Raw genomic sequence first — 20,090 nt, 5'->3', positions numbered from 1 at the left:
GCCGGGGTCGGCCGCGCCGGGGCGGGTCGGCGGTCAGGAGCCTTCTTCGGTGGCGGCGGAGCTGCCCGGGAGGGTGGGCGTCGGGGTGCGTTCCAGCTCGTGGCTGAGCTCCTCCAGCTCACTGCCGCCCGCCATCTGCCGGGTCAGTTCGTCCAGCGTGACGTCGTCCTTGGTGTGGCTGCCGGACATCGCACCCCGCTTGAGCAGGACGAACCGGTCGCCGACGAGGTGGGCGTGGTGCGGGTTGTGCGTGATGAGGACCACGCCGAGACCGGCGTCGCGGGCGGCCGCCACGTACTTCAGGACCACGCCGGACTGCTTGACGCCGAGCGCGGCGGTGGGCTCGTCCAGGACCAGGACCTTGGCGCCGAAATAGACGGCGCGGGCGATGGCCACGCACTGCCGCTCGCCGCCGGACAGGGTGCCGATGGGCTGGTCGACGTCGCGCAGGTCGATGCCCATGCGGAGCAGTTCGGTACGGGTCGTCTCGCGCATCTTCCGGACGTCGAGGCGCTTGAAGGGGCCGGCGCCGAGCGTGGGCTCGGAGCCGAGGAAGAAGTTCCGCCAGACCGGCATCAGCGGGACGACGGCGAGGTCCTGGTAGACCGTGGCGATGCCCCGGTCCAGGGCGTCGCGCGGATTGGCGAGGGTGGTCTCCTCTCCGTCGATCAGGAAGCGTCCGGCGTCGTGCCGGTGCAGCCCCGCGATGATCTTGATGAGGGTGGACTTGCCGGCGCCGTTGTCGCCGAGGACGCAGGTGATCTCGCCCGCGTGGACCTCCAGCGAGACATGTTCCAGGGCCTTGATATTCCCGTAGAACTTGCTGACGTCGTCCAGCTCGACCAGCGGTCCGGCGGTCGCTTCCCCGGTCGTTCCCGCGGTCTCTTCAGGGGTGGCCGTCATGACGTCGCCTCCGCGCGCTTGCGCACCCACGCGTTGAGCAGGGTGGCCAGGAGCAGCATCGCTCCCAGGAAGAATTTGAACCAGTCCGGGTTCCACTCGGCGTACACGATGCCCTTGCTGGTCATGCCGAAGATGAAGGCGCCGACCGCCGAGCCGATCGCGGAGCCGTAGCCGCCGGTGATCAGGCAGCCGCCGATGACGGCCGCGATGATGTACGTCAGCTCGTTGCCGACGCCCTCGCCGGACTGGACGACGTCGTAGCTGAACAGCAGGTGCTGGCCGGAGATCCAGGCGGCGAAGGCGACGCCGAGGTAGAGCCCGATCTTGGTACGGATCACGGGCACGCCGACCGCTCGCGCGGCGTCGGCCTCGCCGCCGACCGCGAAGATCCAGTTGCCGAAGCGGGTACGGAGCAGGATCCAGGTGGCGATACCGACGAGCGCCGCCCACCACAGGATCGTCACCTTGTACTCGACGCCGCCGAGGGTGAGCGTCGAGGCGAACAGGGCCCGGGCGGACTCGAAGCCCTCCATGTCGCCGATCGCCTTGGTGGAGACCGTGCCGCTGATCAGCTTGGTGAAGCCGAGGTTCAGACCGGTCAGCATCAGGAAGGTGCCGAGCGTGATGATGAAGCTCGGCAGCTTGGTGCGGGTCAGCATGAAGCCGTTGAACGCGCCGATGGCGAGGGTGACCAGCAGCGAGACGAGGACGCCGACCCAGACGTTGGCCGTCATCTGGTAGCTGAACATCGAGGAGATCAGCGCGGAGCTGGTCACCAGGACCCCGGCGGAGAGGTCGAACTCGCCGCCGATCATCAGCAGCGCGACCGGGGCGGCCATGATGCCGAGGACCGAGGCCGCGTACAGCACGGTGCCGAAGCTGGAGGCCTGGAGGAAGCTGTCGGCGACGATCGCGAAGAACAGGAAGACGGCTGCCGCGCCGACGACCGAGCCGAGTTCGGGGCGGCCGAGCAGCTTGCGCAGCGGTGAGGTGCGCACGAGGCGCTCGTCCACCTTCGCCGGCGTCTCCGGCGCGGCGGTGGAGCCGCTCATCGGGTGCCCCGCTTGGTGTAGTCGGCCAGGGCGTCGGCGTCGTCCTTGGTGATGATCTGCGGGCCTGTGAGGACGGGCTGGCCGCCGCCGAGGACGTTGCGGTTGTAGCGGTAGAGCCAGAGCAGGTCGACGGCCTCGTAGCCCTGGAGGTAGGGCTGCTGGTCGACGGCGAAGCCGAGCTTGTCGGTCTGCAGGCCGCTGGCGACCTTGGCGTTGAGGTCGAAGGTGTCGACCTCGGCCTTGCTGCCCGCCGTCTGCTTGGCCTGGACGGCGGCGTCGGCGAAGGGGGCGCCGAGGGTGACGACCGCGTCGATGCTCTTGTCGGACTGGAGCTTGGCCTCGATGGACGCGGTGACGTCGGGCATGTTGGTGCCGTCGACGTACAGGTTCTGCATCGTGCCGTCGAAGGTCTTCTTCGCTCCGGCGCAGCGCTGCTCGTGGCCCACGTTGCCCTGCTCGTGCAGGACGCAGAGCGCCTTCTTGCGGCCCCGCTCGTTCAGCTCGTCGCCGACGGCCTCACCGGCGATGGTCTCGTCCTGGCCGATGTGGGTGAGCGCCCCGAACTCCTTGGACTCGGCGGAGCCGGAGTTCACGGTGACGACCGGGATGCCCGCCTTGACGGCCTTGGCGACCACGGCCTTCATGGCGTCCGGCTTGGCCAGCGAGACGATCAGCCCGTCGACCTTCTTGTCGATCGCGGTCTGGACGAGCTGGGCCTGCTGGTTGGCCTCGTCGTTGTGCGAGTAGAGGAAGTTGATGTTGTCCTTCAGGGCCGCCTGCTCGGCGCCCTTCTGGACGATGTCCCAGAACGTGTCGCCGTCGCCCGAGTGGGTGACCATGGCGAAGGTCCAGCGCGGTGTGTTCACCGCGGCCCGTCCCTCGGCGGCCGCGGCCGCGCGTTCTTCCGCCCGCTTGCCGCCGGTGCTGCTGCATCCCGCGAGGGAGGCGCCCAGCACCACTGCCAGCACGGCGCCCATCGCGCGTACCCCTGTCCGAACCCTTGCCACGACGCCGTGCCCTTCTACTGCTGCTCGCTGTGCGCTTGACCGGGCCGCGGAGTGTACGGCCCCGCCCCGACCGCCCAAGTATCCCCGAGCCCTGCCCGGGGGCCTTGCGCGGGTGGGCCGAGGACACAGGAGCCTGGGGCACGGGACCCGGCGGGCGCAACCCGTGTGCGACACGTTTCCGCCCCACCCCACCTTGGGACCGCCCTCGACCAAGCCCGCCCGACGCTTGAGGGGGCCCGCACCCACCAAGCCCGTCCGGCGCTTGAGGACGGAACCCTCGGGTGGGTGGGCCCGCGCCTTCCCAGCCCGTCCGGCGCTTGAGGACGGAACCCTCGGGTGGGTGGGCCCGCGGACCACAGGTGCCCTGGGCACAGGAACCTCACGAGTGCGGCCGACACCACCGCAACGGTTCCGTCCTCAAACGCCGGACGGGCTGGATTAGGCGGCCAGGAACGGACTGGGGAGCACGCCGGACGGGCTGGAGTGGGCGGGGCGGCTGCCTATGGGCGTACCAGGAGTTGGAACTCGAAGGCGTAGCGGTCCGCCCGGTAGACGTGGGAGCCGAACTCGACCACCCGGCCCCCGTCGTCGTACGTCGTACGCTCCATCGTGAGCAGCGGCGCCCCCACCGGCTCCCCCAGCACCCGCGCCTGCCCCTCGTCCGCGGCGCAGGCGCCCACCGACTGGCGGGCGCTGTGCAGCGTGATGCCCGCGGCCCGCATCAGCCGGTAGAGGCCGGTGGCCTCCAGCTCCTCGGTGGGCAGCGGCAGCAGCCCCAGCGGCAGGTGGTTGCGCAGCAGGGCCACCGGTTCGCCGTGCGCGCTGCGCAGCCGCTCCACGAGGTGGACCTCGCCGCCCTCGGCGACCCCGAGCGCCGCCGCGACCTCCGCGGTGGCCGGTTCCACCGTGTTGCGCAGGACGCCGGTGGCGGGGCGCTGGCCGGCCGCCTCCAGGTCGTCGTAGAGCGAGCTGAGCTCCAGCGGGCGGCGGACCTTGCTGTGCACGACCTGGGTGCCGACGCCCCGGCGGCGCACCATCAGGCCCTTGTCGACGAGTGACTGGATGGCCTGGCGGACGGTCGGCCGGGACAGGCCGAGGCGCGCGGCGAGGTCGATCTCGTTCCCGAGCAGCGCGCCGGGGGCCAGTCGGCCCTGTTCCACGGCGGCCTCCAGCTGCTGTGCCAGCTGGAAGTAGAGCGGCACCGGGCTGGTGCGGTCCACGCTCAGCGGCAGCGGCCGGTCGGTTCCATGTGCGGTCACGGGGCGAGCGTAGTTCGCTTGTCCGGACATAGCCATGGCATGTCGTTTGTCAGGACAAACGCTTGACATGACGACCGGGCGAAGCCACCTTGGGGCCCATGCGCATCGGACTGATCGGAACGGGACGGATCGGCACCTTCCACGCGGAGGTGCTGAGCCGTCACCCCGCCGTGGACACCCTGCTGCTGGCAGACGCGGATCCGGAGCGGGCCGCCGCCTCGGCCCTGCGGACCGGCGGGACGGCCGTCGCCGTGGACGACCTGTTCACCGGGGCGGGCGGGGCCCGGGGCCTGCCCGACGCCGTGGTGATCTGCTCGGCCACCTCGGCGCACGCCGGACTCATCGCCCGGGCCGCCCGCGCCGGACTGCCCGTCTTCTGCGAGAAGCCGATCGCCCTGGACCTGCCCGGCACCCTGGCCGCGCTCGCGGAGGTCGAGGCGGCGGGCAGCGTCCTCCAGCTCGGCTTCATGCGGCGCTTCGACGCCGGGTACGGCGCGGCCAGGGCCGCCGTACGGGAGGGCAGGCTCGGCCGGCTGCACACCGTGCGGGCGGTCACCTCCGACCCCGCCCCGCCGCCCGCCGCCTACCTGCCGCTCTCCGGCGGGCTGTACCGCGACTGTCTGGTCCATGACTTCGACATCCTGCGCTGGGTCACGGGGAGCGAGGTGGCCGAGGTGTACGCCACCGGCTCGGACGCCGGACCCGCGATGTTCCGGGCGGCCGGGGACGTGGACACGGCCGCAGCCCTGCTCACCCTCGACGACGGGACGCTCGCCACCGCCACCGCGACCCGGTGCAACGGCGCCGGGTACGACGTACGGATGGAGCTGGCCGGCGAGCTGGACCAGATCGCCGTCGGCCTGGACGACCGTACGCCGCTGACCTCGGCCGAGCCCGAAGGCCCCGGAGCCCCGGCGAAGCCCTGGCCGGGGTTCCTGGAGCGGTTCGCCCCGGCGTACGAGGCGGAGCTGGACGCGTTTGTGCGCGTGGCCCGCGGTGAGCTGGCCAATCCGTGCGACGGGCGGGAGGCCCTGCACGCGCTGCGGATCGCCGAGGCGTGCGAGGTGTCCCGCCGCGAACGCCGGCCGGTGGCGATGACCGAGATCCCCGGCGGCTGAGGCCGGGCGAGCCCGGCGCTACCAGGCGACCGGAAGGCTCAGCGGCCCCCGCATCAGCATTCCGGTGCGCCAGGCGAGGGTCGCCGGGTCGGCGGTCAGCCGCAGGTCCGGGCAGCGCTCCAGCAGCGACCGGATGGCGATCCTGGCCTCGATGCGGGCCAGCGGCGCGCCCAGGCAGTAGTGGATGCCGTGCCCGAAGGCGATATGGCCCCGGGCGTCGCGGGTGATGTCGAAGCGGGACCCGTCGGGGTAGCGGGCGGGGTCGCGGTTGGCGTCCGACATCGCGACGAGGACCAGTTCGCCGCCGCCGGGGATCACCGTCCCGCCGACCTCGATCGGATCGGTCGTGAAGCGGTACGTGGGGGTCTCCACGGGCCCCTCGAAGCGCAGGATCTCCTCGACCGCGTTGTCGGTCAAGGAGAAGTCCGCGCGCAGGGCGGCCAGTTCGCCGGGGTGGGCGAGGAGGTTGTGCACGCCGTTGGTGATGAGGTTGACGGTGGTCTCGTGACCGGCGACCAGCAACAGCCAGGCCATGCCGATCAGTTCCTCGCCGGACAGCCGGTCGCCGTCCTCGTCGGCGGTGTGGATCAGCGCGCTCAGCAGATCGTCGCCCGGCTTCTCGCGTTTGTCGTCCAGCAGCCCGGCGATGTACGCGGTCATCGCCTGTGTGGAGGAGGCGCGCAGGGACGCGTCGAGGGAGGAGACCGCCTGGCCGGACCAGGTGCGGAAGTCCTCGCGGTCCAGGAACGGCACGCCGAGCAGTTCGCAGATCACCGACATCGGCAGCGGGAAGGACAGCGCCTCGACCAGGTCCGCCGTACGGTCCGGGGCGGCGAGCATCGCGTCCAGCAGCCCGTCGGTCATCTCCTGCACCCGTGGGGCCAGTCGCTCCATCCGGCGCGGGGTGAACTCGCGGGCGACCAGCTTGCGCAGCCGGGTGTGGTCGGGGGCGTCGGAGCCGAGCATCGAGGAGCCCGCGGACACCTTGCTGACCCCGAGCGCGGGCGAGGCCCGGCTCCAGTGCTTGGAGAGCCGCTGGTCGGCGAGGAGGGCGCGGCCCGCCTCGTATCCGACGACGAGCCAGGCGTCCGCGCCCTCGGGGATCCGCACCCGGTGGACCGGTCCCTTCTCCCGCAGGGCGGCGTAGGCCGGGTAGGGGTCACGGGTGAACTGCTCGCCGAGCGCGGCGAGATCGACCAGGGGTGGAGTGGTCAACGCGTTTCCCTTCGGGAGGAGGTGACGGATGAGGCCGCGGCGCACCTCACCAGCGCACCGGGAGCCCTCGCACCCCGCGCATCAGCAGGCCGGGCAGCCAGTCCAGCTCACCGCCGGACGGGTCGCGGGCGAGGTCCGGGCAGCGCTCCAGCAGGGCGCCGATCGCGATGCGGGCCTCCATCCGGGCGAGCGGCGCGCCCAGGCAGTAGTGGATGCCGTGCCCGAAGCCCAGGTGCCCCTGGGGCTCGCGGCGGATGTCGAAGGTGTCCGGGTCGGGGAAGCGGCCGGGGTCGCGGTCGGCGGAGGCCAGCGCGACGAGCACCGCCTGGTCGCGCGGGATCACCGTGTCGCCGACGGTCACCGGCTCCCGGGTGAAGCGGAAGGTGGCGGTCTCCACCGGTCCGTCGTAGCGCAGCATCTCCTCCACTGCGTTGTCGAGCAGCCCCGGGTCGGCGCGCAGCAGGGCGAGTTGCTCGGGGTGGTCGAGCAGAGCCCGGACCCCGTTGGCGATCAGATTGACGGTGGTCTCGTGACCGGCGACCAGCAGCACGAAGGCCATGCCGACGAGTTCGGCGGAGGAGAGGCTGTCGCCGCCCTCGTCCCGGGCCCGGATCAGCGCGCTCAGCAGATCCTCGCCCGGCGAGCAGCGCTTGTCCTCGATGAGGTCGACGAGATAGGCGTTCATCGCCCCGACCGGGTCGGCCTCCCGCTGCTCCGGGGTGGGCGTGACGATGCCGTTCGAGAGTGCCCGGAAGGTGTCCCGGTCGATGTCCGGGACGCCGAGGAGTTCGCAGATGACGGTCATCGGCAGCGGGAAGGCGAGCGCGTCCACCAGATCCGCGGAGCCCCGGGGCACCATCGCGTCGAGGAGCTGTGCGGTGACCTCGGTGATGCGCGGGCGCAGCGCCTCGATGCGCCGGGGGGTGAACTCGCGGACGACGAGCCGGCGCAGCCGGGTGTGGTGCGGGGCGTCCAGCTCCAGCATGTTGGCGCTGAGCATGGCATCGGACTCGGTCCACCGCCCGCTGGTCCGCCAGTCCTTGCCGAACCGCTGGTCGGCGAGGGCGGCACGGGCCTCCTCGTATCCGACGATCAGCCAGATGCGCTCCATCTCCTCGGTGCGCACGGTGTGCACCGGTCCTTCGGCGCGCAGCTTCGCGTAGTACGGATAGGGGTCGACGGTGAAGTCGGGAAGGTTCCGCAGATCGAGCACAGCCATCGTGGTCAGCCCCTCATCCGTTCCGGTCCGTTCCGGTCCGCCGCACTCCGTCAGCCTAGGCCGCCGCCGCTCTCCTCGTCCGTGTCGAGGAGTCCCGCATCGTGGACCAACAGGGCGATCTGTACCCGGTTGTTGAGTTCGAGTTTGGCGAGAATCCGTGAGACATGGGTCTTGACGGTCGCGACGCTGAGGTAGAGGGAGGCCGCGATCTCCGCGTTGGATCCGCCGCGTCCGACAGCGACGGCGACGGCCTTCTCCCGCTCGGCGAGCTGGTCGAAACGCCTGCGTGCGCGGTCGGTACGGGCGCTGCGGTCATCGGGTCCGCCGCCCGCGGCACGGGCCATCAACTGACGGGTGACGGCGGGCGAGAGCACCGGATCCCCGGCGGCGACCCGGCGCACCGAATCGACGATCCGGGCGGGCGGGGTGTCTTTCAGGACGAATCCGGCCGCCCCGGCCCGGATGGCCCGGAGCACCTGTTCGTCCGCGTGGAAGGTGGTGAGGACGACGACTTCGGGGGCCCCGGGCCGGCGGCGCAGTCGCTCGGTCGCGGTGAGTCCGTCCATCACCGGCATCCGGATGTCCATCAGGACCACGTCGGGGCGCAGTCGCTCGACGAGCTCCTCGACCTCGACGCCGTCCGCGCCCTCCCCCACGATGTCGATGGCCTCGTCGCCGCCGAGCATCAGGGTCAGCCCGGCCCGGACCAGCGGGTCGTCGTCGACGATCAGCAGCCGGACGGGCGGGCCGGGCGGGGGTGCAGGGGACGCCGGGGGTGTCGGGGACGCCGGGGTGTTCATGACGGCCACCGTAACCAGCCGGGGCGCGCGGCCCACGGGGCGGGCGTCCGGGCGGACGTCACGGCAGCGGGCGCCCCGGTCGGCATCACGGCTGCGGGCGTCCGGCCCGGCGTCACGGCCGCGGGCCTCACGCGGCGGGCCACGGCAGCCGGGCCCGGACCGCGAAGCCGCCGTCCTTCGTCGGGCCGTGCTCCAGCGCGCCGCCGGCCAGCGTGGCGCGTTCGGTGAGGCCGATGAGCCCCTGGCCGGAGCCGGGGACCCGTTCGAAGGGTTCGACGGGGGCGGGGTTCTCCACCTCGACGGTGAGGCCCTCGCCGGGGCCGCCCGTCACGGTGAGGCGGACCTCGGCGCCGGGCGCGTGCTTACGGGCGTTGGTCAGGCACTCCTGCACGATCCGGTAGACCGTGCGGCCGGTGGCGGCGGGGGCCTGCTGGGGGTCGGCGACCCGGTTGTCGACGGTGACCTGCATGCCCGCGAGCCGGGACTCGGCGACGAGGGTGTCCAGCGTGGCGAGGGTGGGCTGCGGCCGGTCGCCCTCGTCGGTGTCGCCGGGCCCGCGCAGGACGCCGATGATCTCGCGGAGGTCCTGAAGGGCCTCGTGGGCGCTGTCCCGGATGACGCCGGCGGCCCGGCCCACCTCGGCGGCGGGGGCGTCGGGCCGGAATTCGAGGGCCCCGGCGTGCACGCTGAGGAGGGTCAGCCGGTGGGCCAGGACGTCGTGCATCTCGCGGGCGATGGCCTCCCGGGCCAGCCGCTGGGCCTGCTCGGCGCGCAGCTCCGCCTCGGCCTCGGCGCGACGGGCCCGTTCCCGGAGGGTGACGACGAGCTGGCGCCGGGAGCGTACGACCATGCCCCAGCTGAGCACCAGCAGCACCAGCAGGGCCCCGATGATGGTCGAGGCGACGTAGGAGGTCGCCGGGTCGGGGCGCAGGAAGGGCTGGAGGGGTGTGACGGCCAGGGCGACCGCGCCGACGATCGCCACGGGCTTGAAGGGCCGGTGGACGGCCAGACTGAAGAGGGCCACCATCAGCGCGCCCGCCGCCACGGGTTCGATGATGCAGACGACGGTCAGCACGGCGGCGAGCGCGACGGGCCAGCGCCGCCGGACCCAGAGCGCGCAGCAGGCCGCGGCCCCGATCACCGAGTCCACGACCACGACGACGTCCGCCGTGGTGTCGTCCGCCTCGATCGCGGCGAGGACCAGCAGGCCGACCCCCGCGGCGCAGAGGAAGGCCGTGATGTCGACGACCCAGTCCCGTACGGTCCGCCGCGTCCGGGCCCGGTCGTCGGGCAGCCCGGGATCGGCCATCGCCGACGGGAGCAGCCAGCGGTACTCGGTGCGCGTCATATCGACAAAGTTACGCAGCACCCCGCCGCGGAGGGGCGTCACGGGGCCAGGCGGCTACCAAAGTCGCACGGTCCGCTACTTTCGGCGCGGCGGACGGGACCGGTGGCCGACGCGGCGGGCCCGGGCCGGGCGGGAGGCTCGGGCCATGAAGAAAATCGTCGAGACGGTCGGGTTCCTCGTCTTCGCCCAGGGTGTGGGCGGGCTGCTGTACGAGTGGACGGGCTGGTTCCGGCTGTGGACGGTGGTGCGGCACATCGACTTCCTCAGCGACCGCATGCTGTTCGTCAACATCGTGCTGGTCGTGACGGGAGTGGCCGTGATGATCGCCGCGGACTCGATCAAGAGCTGACGGCACGATCACGACCTGATCACACCCCGGCGCGCTCCCGGTCCGCGTCCCGCCTGCCCCACGCGGTGCCCGCCAGGACGAGGACCGCACCGGCCGCCCCGAGCAGCCCGAGCCGTTCCCCACCGAGGCTGATGCCGACCGCGGCGGCCCACAGCGGTTCCGTACCGAGCAGCAGGCTGACCCGGGACGGCGAGGTGCGGCGTACGGACCACATCTGGACGAAGAACGCGAACAGCGTGCAGAACACCGAGAGGAAGACCAGCCCCGCCCACTCCCGGGCGCCGAAGTCCGCCGCCGCGCTCCACGGCGAGGCGCCGGTGCCCGGGACGGCGGCGAGGACGGCGAAGACGGCGACCGCGCTGCCGAGCTGAACGGTGGTCAGGGAGAGCGAGTCGGCGTTCCGGACCGCCTTGATCCGGGCCATCGCCAGCACATGGACGGTCCGGGCGAGGGCGGCGAGCAGCATCAGCAGATCGCCGGCCGATGGGCTGGTGAACCCGCCGCCCTGGGTCAGCAGGACCACCCCGGTGACGGAGAGCCCGGCCGCGGCGACGAACCCGGCCGACGGGCGCACCCGGGTCACGGCGGCCTCGGCCAGCGGCGTGAAGATCATGGTGAGGCTGATGATCAGCCCGGCGTTGGTGGCGGAGGTGTGCACCACCCCGTACGTCTCCAGCAGGAAGATCCCGCTCAGCACCAGGCCCAGCAGCCCGGCACCCCGCCACTGCGCACCGGTCAGCGCCCGCAGCTTGCGCCATCCGAGCGCCACGAGCACCGGCAGCACGATCGCGAACCGCAGGACGAGCACGGCGATGACGGTGTGGGTGGTGGTGATGCCCTTGGCCGCGAGGTAGCTGGCGCCCCAGACGACGGCGACCGCCAGCACGGGCAGATCGGTGGCCCAGGCGCGGCGCGGGGGTGCGACGGCGGGCACGGTGACAGCGGACACCTGGTTCTCCTGGGGCTCCACGGAGGTGATGTGGAGACCTCACCGGCTCGCACGCGGAACGATCACGCTACCCGCCGGGCTCCCGGGAAGGGAACACCTGTCTCAACGGTCGGATCGCTCCCGGCCGTCGGCGGGCATCGGCCGTGGTCAGAGGCGGTCCGGCCGTTCCGGCGGGCGACGGAGGGTCCGGCGACCCGCGCCACCGCTCCCTAGACTGACGCCTCGATAACTCTGAGACACGGAGTGGTCACATGGCGTCGGTAAGAGCGGACGGACGGGTCGAGCGGGGGAACCAGACCCGGCAGCTGATTCTGGGGCGGGCGGTGCAGATCGCCTCGGTCGAAGGACTGGAGGGCCTGTCGCTGGGGCGGCTGGCCACCGAGCTGGGGCTGAGCAAGAGCGGTGTGTTCGCGCTCTTCGGCTCGAAGGAGGGGCTTCAGCTGGCGACCGTACGGGGGGCGGTGGCCGTCTATGTCGACCATGTGCTGCGCCCGACCCGGTCGGTGCCCCCGGGGCTGGGGCGGGTCTGGCGGATGTGCGAGGCGTGGATCGCGTACTCCCGCGAGCGGGTGTTCCGGGGCGGCTGCTTCTTCTACGCCGCCACCGCGGAGTTCGACGCCCGCAGCGGCCGGGTCCACGACGCCCTGGCGTCCGCGCAGACGGGCTGGGTCACCTTCGTGGAGGAGACGATCGAGGAGGCCAGGTCCACCGGGGAGCTGCACGGGGACACCGACGTGTGCCAGCTGGCGTTCGAGGTGATCGCCCTGCTGGAGCTGGCCAACGCCGAGTCGGTGCTCCAGAACAACAACCTCGGCTACGACAAGGCGGCCCGCGCCATTCTGGTCCGTCTGCGGGCGGCGGCGACGGACCCCGCGCTGCTGCCGTTACGGTAGGCGGCCCCGGGCTGCCGTGGGTGTCCGATAGCCGCCGGTGCGCGGGCCCCGGCGCGCGTTTGCTGGGGGATGCCGTCGGAGCGACGGCATCCCCGTCAGCGAGGAACAGCCATGTCCAGCACCGCCTCCCGTGTTTCTTCCAGCAGCTCTTCCGCACCTCTGTCCGGCACCGCTCCCGCCGCCGTTCCCACCGGCCTTCCGCGGCGGGCCGCCCTGGTCACCGGGGGCAGCCGGGGCATCGGGGCCGCGATCGCGCTGCGGCTCGCCCAGGACGGCGTGGACGTCGCCGTCACCTACGTCCAGGACGAGGCGGCGGCCCGGGCGGTCGTCGCGAAGATCGAGGGCTTCGGCCGCCGGGGCGTCGCCCTGCGCTGCGACGCGGCGGACGCCGACGCGGCCGCCGACGCCGTGCACCGGGCGGCGGACGCGCTCGGCCGGCTCGACATCCTGGTCAACAACGCGGGCATCGGCGTCCTCGGCCCGATCGCCACGCTCGCCGGTCCTGACGTGGACCGGACGCTGACGGTGAACGTACGGGCGGCCTTCCTCGCCTGCCGGGCGGCGGCGGAACGGCTGGCCGACGGCGGCCGCGTCATCTCCGTGGGCTCCGCCCTGAGCCGGTACGCGGGCGGGCCCGGCTCCACCCTCTACGGGCTCAGCAAGTCCGCCCTGACCGGGCTGACCAAGCCGCTCGCCAGGGAGCTGGGGCCGCGCGGCATCACGGTGAACGTGATTCAGCCGGGGGCCGTGGACACCGATCTCAACCCGGCCGACGGGCCGTTGGCCGAGGGCCAGCGCGCGGCGAACGCGCTGGGCCGCTTCGGCACGACGGAGGAGATCGCCTCGCTCGTCGCCTACCTCGTGAGCGCCGAGGCGGGCTTCATCACGGGCACGGAGCTCGTCGTGGACGGCGGCCACGCGGCCTGAGCACCGCCGCCGCCCGGGCGTGCGCCGGGGCGCTCTCCCCCGGCGGCCCTGTCCGGCTGCCCCGTACCGGCCGCGCCCCTACGCTGGCCGGGACGGGGCAGCGACGGGAAGGACAGGACCAGCACATGTCCGGCACACCGGTTCACACGCTCAACGACGGCACACGGCTCCCGGCGGTGGGGCTCGGCACCTATCCGCTGGACGACGCGGCGGCCGAGGAGGCCGTCGCCGGGGCCCTGGGGCTGGGCTACCGGCTGGTCGACACGGCCCTCAACTACGGCAACGAGACCGGCACCGGCCGGGGCATCGCCCGCAGCGGCGTGCCCCGCGAGGAGATCGTCGTCACCACGAAGGTGCCCGGCCGGCACCAGGGGTACGAGGAGACGCTCGCCTCGTTCGAGGAGTCACGGGCCCGGCTGGGCCTGGAGTACGTCGACCTGTATCTGATCCACTGGCCGCTCCCCCGCGTCGACAGGTACGTGGACACCTGGAAGGCGATGATCCGGCTCCGCGAGGACGGTCTGGTCCGCTCGATCGGCGTCTCCAACTTCACCGCCGCGCATCTGGAGCGGCTGGAGCGGGAGACGGGCGTGCTGCCCTCGGTGAACCAGATCGAGATGCATCCGCTGCTCCCGCAGGAGGAGTTGCGGGCGGTGCACGCGGCGAAGGGCATCGTCACGGAGAGCTGGAGCCCGCTGGCCCGGGGCCGCGAGGTGCTGGAGGATCCCTCGACCGTGGCGATCGCCGAGGACCACGGGGTGAGCCCCGGCCAGGTGGTGCTGCGCTGGCACACCCAGCTGGGCGCGGTGCCGGTGCCGAAGTCGGCGGACCCGGGCCGGCAGCGCGAGAACCTCGATCTGTTCGGGTTCGAGCTGACGGCGCAGGAGCTGACGACGATCGCGTCCGGGCGGCAGCGGCGGTTCGGCGGCGACCCGGAGTCGCACGAGGAGTTCTAGGGCCTCCCGGTCACCGGTTGCGCGGGGTGACCTCCGCCATCCGGGACCAGCCGGTGCCCGCCACCTCGACGTTGATGATCTCGGGGACCTCGGCCACCATCTCCGACATCGTCCCGATCGCCGCCTTGAAGTGGTCGGAGTTCACATGCGCCTCGCCCGCCGCCGCGTCGGCGAAGGCCTCCAGCAGGACGAACTCGTTGGGGTTCTCCACGCTGTAGGACCAGTCGAAGAAGACGTTGCCGGGCTCGCTGCGGGTGGCGACGGTGAAGTCCTCCAGCCGGGGAAGCCAGTTGTCGCGCTCGGCGACGAGGGCGGTGAACTTGACGGCGATGAAGATCATGGGGGCTCCTGGTCGAGGGCGTCGGACGGTGCGGTCCGCCGGCGTCCGGGCCTGCTCGCCGCACCCCGACCAGGGTGACACACCCTCAGGTAACGGGACCGGCCGGGCGCACCGCGGTCCCCCTGCGACCGCGGTGCGTCCGGCCCCGTCCGCCCTCGGAGGTCAGCCGCCGAGCTCCCGGTGACGGGCCGCCAGCGCGGCGGCGCCCTCCTCGGTGAGCGATCCGAACAGCCGGAGCCGTGAGATGCCGCCGTCCGGGAAGATGTCGATCCGCACCTGGGTGGCCCGGACGGTCCCGTCCAGCACGAAGCGGTGGTTGGTGTCGGGCTGGAGGCGGGTCCGGGGCAGGACCTCCGTCCAGTCGCCCTCGTCGCCGTCCCGCGCCGAGAGGCTCGCCCAGCCGGCGGAGTTGCCCTTGAGGTAGGCGGTGTCGATCTCGACGGCCCGGATCCCGGACTGCGCGGCGAGGCGGTAGTGGATCCAGTCGTTGCCCCGGTCGCGCCGGCGGCGGGTCTCCCAGCCGTCGTCCATCTTGCGCGAGCGGCCGGGCTGGATGGTGTTGGTGGCCGGGGAGTAGAAGCGGTCGGAGGCGTCCTCGACCTGGCCGCCGTTCTCCAGCGCCGCGAGGTCGAACGTACCGAGGGCGGCGAGCCAGGCGGGGTCCGGGGCGACCTCTCCGTACACCCGCAGCCGGGCGATTCCGCCGTCCGGGTGCTGGTTGACCCGCAGGTGGGTGAAGCGCTGCTCGGCGTCGACGGCGAAGCCGTTGGCCGCGTGGCCGCCGACCGCCGTACGGGGGACGAGCACCGTCCACTTCACGTCGGGGGCGAGGAGTTCCTCGGGCGACGGGGAGCCGGGCAGGGACACCGCCTCGACGGAGACGGCCTGCGGGTAGTTGCCGCGGAAGTGGGCGGTGTCCAGGACGATGCCCCGGATGACGCCGGGCGCGCCGAGGCGGACGAGGGCCCAGTCGTGGTCGTCGGCGGTGGGGTGCGGTTCGGCGGCGCTGACACCGCGCCGGCGGCGGGTCTCCCAGCCGTCCATGATCTTGCCCTTGTGCCCGAAGTGCTCCGGGTCGAAGACGGCGGGCTCGGGCTTCAGCAGGTTCTCGCGCTCGGCGAAGAACTCGTCGTTGGCGGCGATGACGCCCGCGCCGAGGCGGCGGTCGGCCAGGTCGACGAGGTGGGTGAAGGGAAAGTCGGCGGTGCGGTGGTCGACGTACGGGTCGCCGCCCGCGTAGGGGCGGGCGTCTCCGGTGAAGCGGGGTATCGCGGCGTCCGTCATGGTCGGGGTGTCCTTTCGGGAACGGTCAGTGGTCGCGTTCGAGGAGGCGGCCGGTGGGCTCGGCGAGGACGCCGTCGGAGGCGATGCGGACACCGCGCAGCCAGCTGGAGCGGACCACGCCGTGCAGGGTCTTCCCGGCGTAGGCGGTGACCTGGTTGCGGTGGAAGAGCTCGGCGGGGTCGACGGTGAAGGTCGCGTCGGGGGCGAGGACCGCGAAGTCGGCGTCGCGGCCGGCCTCGATGGCGCCCTTGCGGGTCAGCCCGGCGAGCGCGGCGGGGGCGGCGGACATCCAGCGGGCGACGTCGTCGAGGGAGTGGCCGCGCCTGCGGGCCTCGGTCCAGATGGCGGGCAGGCCGAGCTGGAGGGAGGAGATGCCGCCCCAGGCGGAGGCGAAGTCCGGGGTCTTGAGGTCCGTGGTGCAGGGCGAGTGGTCGCTGACGATGCAGTCGATGGTGCCGTCGGCGAGCCCGGCCCACAGGGCGTCCTGGTTGGCGGCCTCGCGGATCGGCGGGCAGCACTTGAACTCGGTGGCCCCGTCCGGGACTTCCTCGGCGGTGAGGGTGAGGAAGTGCGGACAGGACTCGACGGTGACGCGGACGCCCTCACTCTTCGCTGCGGCGATCAGCGGCAGCGCGTCGCTGGAGGAGAGGTGCAGGACGTGGACGCGGGCGTTCAGCCGCTTGGCGTGGGCGATGAGCCCTTCGATCGCGGTGTTCTCGGCGTCGCGCGGGCGGGAGGCGAGGAAGTCGGCGTAGGCGGGGCCGGGGCGCTGCGGGGCGTCGGCCAGGTGGTGCGGGTCCTCGGCGTGCACGATGAGCAGTCCGCCGAATCCGGCGATCTCCGCCATGGAGCGGGCCAGCTGCTCCTGGTCCAGTTCCGGGAACTCCTCGACGCCGGAGGGCGACAGGAAGCACTTGAAGCCGAAGACCCCGGCCTCGTACAGCGGGCGCAGGTCCTTGACGTTGGACGGGATCGCGCCGCCCCAGAAGCCGGTGTCGACGTGCGCCTTGGGGGCGGCGACCTGCTGCTTCGTGTGCAGGTTCCCGACGGTGGTGGTCGGCGGGAGGGAGTTGAGCGGCATGTCCAGGAGCGTGGTGATGCCACCGGCGGCGGCCGCGCGGGTGGCGGTCCAGAAGCCCTCCCACTCGGTGCGGCCGGGGTCGTTCACATGGACGTGGGTGTCGACCAGTCCGGGCAGCAGGACGTCGTCGCCGAAGTCCTCCAGGCGGGCGCCCGCGGGCGCCTCGGTGTCGTACGGCAGGACCGCGTCGATCGTCCCGCCCGCGACGGCGACCGCCGCCGGGCGGGTCCCCTCGGGGGTGACGACGCGCGTCGAGCGCAGTACCAGGTTCACGTCCGGACCGGACACCCGTGCTCCTTCACTCCAGAAATGATCCACAACAGATGATCCACTGATCCACAACAGGAATTCAACGAACTGTTGAAGCTTCGATGGAGTCTTCACTCGGGGAACGCCCTCGTCAAGACCCCACCTTCCGCCGCGGGGGCCCGCCGTACCACCCGGCCACCCGACTGGAGGTTTCCACAAAGTAGAAGTCCGATTTCGAACTGCGGAACGTAGCATGGGCCAGGAGAGGCGGTGCCGAGCCGCCCGCACCGACCGGCGGCACCCGGACAAAACAGGCCCTGACCGGCACGGACGCCGACCGGGCAGCTGTGGGCCGTCCGGGAACCGCCCGGTAGGCTGCTGCCTTGCCTTCCGCTTCGAAAGGACCGTTGACGTGCCGCCGTCCCACGCCAGCACAGCCGACTCCAAGCCCTCCGGTTCCAGCGGTGGGGTGCAGTCCCTTGAGCGCGCCTTCGATCTGCTGGAGCGGATGGCCGACGCCGGGGGCGAGGTCGGGCTGAGCGAGCTGTCCGCGAGCAGCGGTCTGCCCCTGCCGACCATCCACCGGCTGATGCGCACCCTGGTCGTCTGCGGATACGTACGCCAGCAGCCCAACCGGCGTTACGCGCTCGGCCCCCGCCTGATCCGGCTCGGCGAGTCCGCCTCCCGGCTGCTGGGCACCTGGGCCCGCCCCTACCTCAGCCGACTGGTGGAGGAGACCGGCGAGACGGCCAATATGGCGCTGCTGGACGGGGACGAGATCGTGTACGTCGCCCAGGTGCCGTCCAAGCACTCCATGCGGATGTTCACCGAGGTCGGCCGCCGGGTCCTGCCGCACTCCACCGGGGTGGGCAAGGCGCTGCTCGCGCACACCCCCGCCGACGAGGTCCGCGCGCTCCTGGCCCGTACGGGCATGCCGGCCGCCACGGAGAAGACGATCACCACGCCGGAGGGCTTCCTGGACGCCCTGGAGGCGGTGCGCCGCGCCGGATACGCGGTGGACGACAACGAGCAGGAGATCGGGGTGCGGTGCCTCGCGGTCTCCGTGCCGAACTCCCCCACCTCCGCCGCGATCTCCATCTCGGGCCCGGCGGGCCGGGTGACCGAGGCGGCCACGGAGAGGATCGTGCCGATCCTCCAGCAGGTCGCCAAGGAGCTGTCCGACGCGCTGGCGAGCAGCGGTTCGAACGGCGGCTGAACCGCCGAGAACGTAAGGACGGGGTGGGGCGGGGCCCGGTGTTCCGGGCCCCGCCCCACCCCGTATCAGCCCCGGGCCGGTCAGACCCGGGCCGGTACGGTCAGCCGCCCGTCGTCCATCGTCGCCGTGCGGTCCATCCGGTCCAGGTGCGCCAGATCGTGCGTGACCAGCACCGTGGCGGTGCCGCGCTCCCGGGTCAGGGTGACCAGCAGGTCGAGCACGGCCGCACCCCGTTCGTGGTCGAGCGCGCTGGTCGGCTCGTCGACGAGCAGGACCGCCGGTTCGTTCATCAGGGCCCGCGCGATGTTGATCCGCTGGCGCTGACCGCCCGAGAGCTGGTGCGGCCGCCGGTCGGCGCGGTCGGCCAGTCCGACCGCGTCCAGCAGCTCCAGGGCCCGGCGGCGGGCGGCGCGCACCGGGCCGCCGGAGAGGTGGCGCATCGCCTGGAGCTGTTCGGCGGCGGTCAGCGAGGGCAGCAGGTTGGGCTGCTGGAAGACGATGCCGATATGGTCCCGGCGCAGGGCGGCCCGGCCCGCGCGGCTCAGCCCGGCGGTCGGCGTGCCGGCCACGACGACCTCGCCGGAGTCCGGGGTGACCAGGGTGGCGGCCGCGGCGAGCAGGCTGGACTTGCCGGAGCCGGAGGGCCCGACGACGGCGGTGAGCGTGCCCGCCGGTACCTCCAGCGAGACCCGGTCCAGGGCGGTGAGCCGGCCCTCGCCGTCCGGGTAGGTGAGGGTGACGTCGGTCAGGGTGAGCGTCATCGGGCACTCCCGAGTGCGGTGAGCGGGTCGACGGCGGTGATCCGCCGGACGGACAGGGCGGCCCCGAGCGCGCCGAGGGCGATCATCACGGCGGCCGGGACGAGGACGGTCGCCGCGTCCAGCACGAACGGCACGGCTCCCCCGCCGATCAGGGCGCCGGCCCCGGCGGCGAGCGCGGTGCCCAGACCCGTACCGAGGGCGAGCATCACCACGGCCTGCCCGAGCGCGTCGCGCAGGAGGTACGGGGTCGATGCGCCGAGCGCCTTCAGTACGGCGACGTCGCCGCTGCGCTGGATCGTCCAGACGGTGAAGAACGCGCCGATGACGAGGGCGGAGATGGCGAAGAGGAAGCCGCGCATCAGTTGCAGCGAACCGTTCTCCGCCTGGTAGGAGCCGATCGCGGTGAGGGAGTCGTCGAGGGCGAGCGTGCTGGTGCCCGCCGCCTCGTCCCCGGCCGCGAGGTCGACGCCGCCGGTGGTGGTCAGGGCGATCACGGTCGCCTGTTCGGCGGGCCCGGCACCGTCGTGGCCGGTCTGCTGCCAGTCGTCGAGGGTGGTCCAGACGACGGGCGTGTGGCTGTACGAGGCGTCGGTGGCGACGGCGGCGACCTCGCGTTCGGTCCGGCCGAGCGCGATCCGGTCACCGGCGGCGGCGCCCAGGTCCTCGGCCGCCCGCACGGAGAGCACGACCCGCCCCGGCCCGATGCCGTCCGGCCCGAGCGTGCCGTCCGGTTCGACGCCGAAGGCGGAGACGGCGGCGCTCCGCTCACCGGCGGTGGCGTTCAGGGTGCGGATGCCGACCGGCTGTGCGGCCTCGACCCCGGGCCGGGCGGCCCAGGCCCGCCAGTCGTCCTCCCGGACGGTCGAGTCGGCGAACGACTCCGCCTGCCCGTCCGGTGGCGCGGCGAAGGCCAGGTGGTCGGCGTCGAGCCCGGTGACGGCCGAGGTGTTCTCCCGGGCCAGCCCGGCGGTGAGGCCGGACAGCAGGCCCACGAGCAGCGTGATCAGCACCACGACCGAGCCCATGAGCGCGAACCGGCCCTTGGCGAAGCGAAGGTCTCTCCATGCGACGAACATGGCTCCAGCGTCATGCGGCGCGGGCGGGAAAACATCGCGCGGCGGACGGGCCCGGGATCAACCTTTCGATTGACCGGGACCGGGAAGG

20 protein-coding genes are annotated in these 20,090 nt (G+C 72.8%); 6 read left to right on the top strand and 14 right to left on the bottom strand.

All coding sequences use genetic code 11. From position 1 onward, the window contains the following. Window positions 1–33: 33 nt before the first annotated feature. From ACSMXR_RS30890 to ACSMXR_RS30875, 4 genes are all read right to left on the bottom strand, one after another. On the bottom strand, window positions 34–903 hold the full coding sequence (locus ACSMXR_RS30890) for an ATP-binding cassette domain-containing protein (RefSeq protein ID WP_249626262.1): 870 nt from the start codon (window positions 901–903) through the stop codon (window positions 34–36). Further along, entirely contained in the window at window positions 900–1,955 is a 1,056-nt protein-coding gene (locus ACSMXR_RS30885) for an ABC transporter permease (RefSeq protein WP_137234003.1), read from the bottom strand. Before ACSMXR_RS30885 ends, ACSMXR_RS30890 begins: the two co-directional genes overlap by 4 nt. Next, window positions 1,952–2,962: a sugar ABC transporter substrate-binding protein gene (locus tag ACSMXR_RS30880; RefSeq protein ID WP_449657947.1), complete on the bottom strand. Its 1,011-nt coding sequence runs from the start codon at window positions 2,960–2,962 to the stop codon at window positions 1,952–1,954. Before ACSMXR_RS30880 ends, ACSMXR_RS30885 begins: the two co-directional genes overlap by 4 nt. 500 nt (window positions 2,963–3,462) lie before the next feature. Continuing rightward, window positions 3,463–4,221 (bottom strand): GntR family transcriptional regulator, encoded by a 759-nt coding sequence (locus ACSMXR_RS30875; RefSeq protein ID WP_137234005.1) that lies wholly within the window; start codon window positions 4,219–4,221, stop codon window positions 3,463–3,465. A 98-nt stretch (window positions 4,222–4,319) separates the two neighbouring features. On the opposite strand from ACSMXR_RS30875, the gene ACSMXR_RS30870 reads away from it, so the two are divergent. Then, window positions 4,320–5,339, top strand: coding sequence for a Gfo/Idh/MocA family protein (locus ACSMXR_RS30870; protein WP_473170379.1), 1,020 nt, complete (start codon window positions 4,320–4,322; stop codon window positions 5,337–5,339). A gap of 18 nt (window positions 5,340–5,357) precedes the next feature. On the opposite strand, the gene ACSMXR_RS30865 is transcribed toward ACSMXR_RS30870, so the two are convergent. The 4 genes from ACSMXR_RS30865 to ACSMXR_RS30850 form a co-directional block, all read right to left on the bottom strand. Beyond that, window positions 5,358–6,554: a cytochrome P450 family protein gene (locus ACSMXR_RS30865; protein ID WP_218524217.1), complete on the bottom strand. Its 1,197-nt coding sequence runs from the start codon at window positions 6,552–6,554 to the stop codon at window positions 5,358–5,360. A 46-nt stretch (window positions 6,555–6,600) separates the two neighbouring features. After that, entirely contained in the window at window positions 6,601–7,773 is a 1,173-nt protein-coding gene (locus ACSMXR_RS30860) for a cytochrome P450 family protein (RefSeq protein ID WP_137234008.1), read from the bottom strand. Window positions 7,774–7,823: 50 nt separating this feature from the next. Further along, a complete protein-coding gene (locus ACSMXR_RS30855; protein ID WP_359137760.1) occupies window positions 7,824–8,573 on the bottom strand; it encodes a response regulator transcription factor in 750 nt (249 codons plus the stop codon). A gap of 127 nt (window positions 8,574–8,700) precedes the next feature. After that, window positions 8,701–9,921, bottom strand: coding sequence for a sensor histidine kinase (locus ACSMXR_RS30850; RefSeq protein WP_473170378.1), 1,221 nt, complete (start codon window positions 9,919–9,921; stop codon window positions 8,701–8,703). A 145-nt stretch (window positions 9,922–10,066) separates the two neighbouring features. Here ACSMXR_RS30850 and ACSMXR_RS30845 point away from each other — a divergent pair, with 145 nt between their 5' ends. Beyond that, window positions 10,067–10,270 (top strand): hypothetical protein, encoded by a 204-nt coding sequence (locus ACSMXR_RS30845; protein WP_137234011.1) that lies wholly within the window; start codon window positions 10,067–10,069, stop codon window positions 10,268–10,270. A 19-nt stretch (window positions 10,271–10,289) separates the two neighbouring features. Here the strand turns inward: ACSMXR_RS30845 and ACSMXR_RS30840 are convergent, their stop codons facing one another. Further along, complete coding sequence (locus tag ACSMXR_RS30840; RefSeq protein ID WP_473170377.1) at window positions 10,290–11,219, bottom strand: DMT family transporter; 930 nt, start codon at window positions 11,217–11,219, stop codon at window positions 10,290–10,292. Between the two features lie 251 nt (window positions 11,220–11,470). Between ACSMXR_RS30840 and ACSMXR_RS30835 the strand changes: the two genes are divergently transcribed. The 3 genes from ACSMXR_RS30835 to ACSMXR_RS30825 all read left to right on the top strand — a co-directional run bounded on the left by ACSMXR_RS30835 (window position 11,471) and on the right by ACSMXR_RS30825 (window position 13,995). Then, on the top strand, window positions 11,471–12,112 hold the full coding sequence (locus ACSMXR_RS30835; RefSeq protein ID WP_103508749.1) for a TetR/AcrR family transcriptional regulator: 642 nt from the start codon (window positions 11,471–11,473) through the stop codon (window positions 12,110–12,112). A gap of 111 nt (window positions 12,113–12,223) precedes the next feature. Then, a complete protein-coding gene (locus tag ACSMXR_RS30830) occupies window positions 12,224–13,039 on the top strand; it encodes an SDR family NAD(P)-dependent oxidoreductase (protein WP_170994647.1) in 816 nt (271 codons plus the stop codon). A gap of 125 nt (window positions 13,040–13,164) precedes the next feature. Then, complete coding sequence (locus tag ACSMXR_RS30825; RefSeq protein WP_137234014.1) at window positions 13,165–13,995, top strand: aldo/keto reductase; 831 nt, start codon at window positions 13,165–13,167, stop codon at window positions 13,993–13,995. A 10-nt stretch (window positions 13,996–14,005) separates the two neighbouring features. On the opposite strand, the gene ACSMXR_RS30820 is transcribed toward ACSMXR_RS30825, so the two are convergent. The 3 genes from ACSMXR_RS30820 to allB all read right to left on the bottom strand — a co-directional run bounded on the left by ACSMXR_RS30820 (window position 14,006) and on the right by allB (window position 16,988). Continuing rightward, a complete protein-coding gene (locus ACSMXR_RS30820) occupies window positions 14,006–14,335 on the bottom strand; it encodes a putative quinol monooxygenase (protein ID WP_137234015.1) in 330 nt (109 codons plus the stop codon). Between the two features lie 162 nt (window positions 14,336–14,497). Further along, on the bottom strand, window positions 14,498–15,619 hold the full coding sequence (alc, locus tag ACSMXR_RS30815) for an allantoicase (protein WP_473170376.1): 1,122 nt from the start codon (window positions 15,617–15,619) through the stop codon (window positions 14,498–14,500). Between the two features lie 25 nt (window positions 15,620–15,644). Continuing rightward, window positions 15,645–16,988 carry an allantoinase AllB gene (gene allB, locus ACSMXR_RS30810; RefSeq protein ID WP_473170375.1) on the bottom strand — a complete coding sequence of 448 codons (1,344 nt, stop codon included), beginning with the start codon at window positions 16,986–16,988 and terminating at the stop codon, window positions 15,645–15,647. Window positions 16,989–17,361: 373 nt separating this feature from the next. Here allB and ACSMXR_RS30805 point away from each other — a divergent pair, with 373 nt between their 5' ends. Then, a complete protein-coding gene (locus ACSMXR_RS30805) occupies window positions 17,362–18,165 on the top strand; it encodes an IclR family transcriptional regulator (protein WP_030084043.1) in 804 nt (267 codons plus the stop codon). Between the two features lie 80 nt (window positions 18,166–18,245). Here ACSMXR_RS30805 and ACSMXR_RS30800 read toward each other — a convergent pair whose 3' ends face one another. Further along, window positions 18,246–18,926, bottom strand: a complete 681-nt coding sequence (locus ACSMXR_RS30800; protein ID WP_218524225.1) for an ABC transporter ATP-binding protein — start codon at window positions 18,924–18,926, stop codon at window positions 18,246–18,248. Continuing rightward, window positions 18,923–20,002 (bottom strand): ABC transporter permease, encoded by a 1,080-nt coding sequence (locus ACSMXR_RS30795; protein WP_137234019.1) that lies wholly within the window; start codon window positions 20,000–20,002, stop codon window positions 18,923–18,925. The genes ACSMXR_RS30800 and ACSMXR_RS30795 overlap by 4 nt, the downstream gene beginning before the upstream one ends. Between the last annotated feature and the right edge of the window lie 88 nt (window positions 20,003–20,090).

This window comes from Streptomyces sp. DSM 106670, assembly GCF_055792845.1.
Note: the sequence above shows the minus strand (reverse complement) of the source record. Positions and strands in the feature narration are given on the sequence as shown.

What these genes read in the sequence shown, in the direction of transcription:
- ACSMXR_RS30885 (WP_137234003.1), bottom strand. Translation starts at nt 1,955, where the DNA reads ATGAGCGGCTCCACCGCCGCGCCGGAGACGCCGGCGAAGGTGGACGAG.
- ACSMXR_RS30860 (WP_137234008.1), bottom strand. Translation starts at nt 7,773, where the DNA reads ATGGCTGTGCTCGATCTGCGGAACCTTCCCGACTTCACCGTCGACCCC.
- ACSMXR_RS30870 (WP_473170379.1), top strand. Translation starts at nt 4,320, where the DNA reads ATGCGCATCGGACTGATCGGAACGGGACGGATCGGCACCTTCCACGCG.
- ACSMXR_RS30820 (WP_137234015.1), bottom strand. Translation starts at nt 14,335, where the DNA reads ATGATCTTCATCGCCGTCAAGTTCACCGCCCTCGTCGCCGAGCGCGAC.
- ACSMXR_RS30855 (WP_359137760.1), bottom strand. Translation starts at nt 8,573, where the DNA reads ATGAACACCCCGGCGTCCCCGACACCCCCGGCGTCCCCTGCACCCCCG.
- ACSMXR_RS30890 (WP_249626262.1), bottom strand. Translation starts at nt 903, where the DNA reads ATGACGGCCACCCCTGAAGAGACCGCGGGAACGACCGGGGAAGCGACC.
- ACSMXR_RS30830 (WP_170994647.1), top strand. Translation starts at nt 12,224, where the DNA reads ATGTCCAGCACCGCCTCCCGTGTTTCTTCCAGCAGCTCTTCCGCACCT.
- ACSMXR_RS30795 (WP_137234019.1), bottom strand. Translation starts at nt 20,002, where the DNA reads ATGTTCGTCGCATGGAGAGACCTTCGCTTCGCCAAGGGCCGGTTCGCG.
- ACSMXR_RS30800 (WP_218524225.1), bottom strand. Translation starts at nt 18,926, where the DNA reads ATGACGCTCACCCTGACCGACGTCACCCTCACCTACCCGGACGGCGAG.
- ACSMXR_RS30850 (WP_473170378.1), bottom strand. Translation starts at nt 9,921, where the DNA reads ATGACGCGCACCGAGTACCGCTGGCTGCTCCCGTCGGCGATGGCCGAT.
- ACSMXR_RS30825 (WP_137234014.1), top strand. Translation starts at nt 13,165, where the DNA reads ATGTCCGGCACACCGGTTCACACGCTCAACGACGGCACACGGCTCCCG.
- alc (WP_473170376.1), bottom strand. Translation starts at nt 15,619, where the DNA reads ATGACGGACGCCGCGATACCCCGCTTCACCGGAGACGCCCGCCCCTAC.
- ACSMXR_RS30835 (WP_103508749.1), top strand. Translation starts at nt 11,471, where the DNA reads ATGGCGTCGGTAAGAGCGGACGGACGGGTCGAGCGGGGGAACCAGACC.
- ACSMXR_RS30845 (WP_137234011.1), top strand. Translation starts at nt 10,067, where the DNA reads ATGAAGAAAATCGTCGAGACGGTCGGGTTCCTCGTCTTCGCCCAGGGT.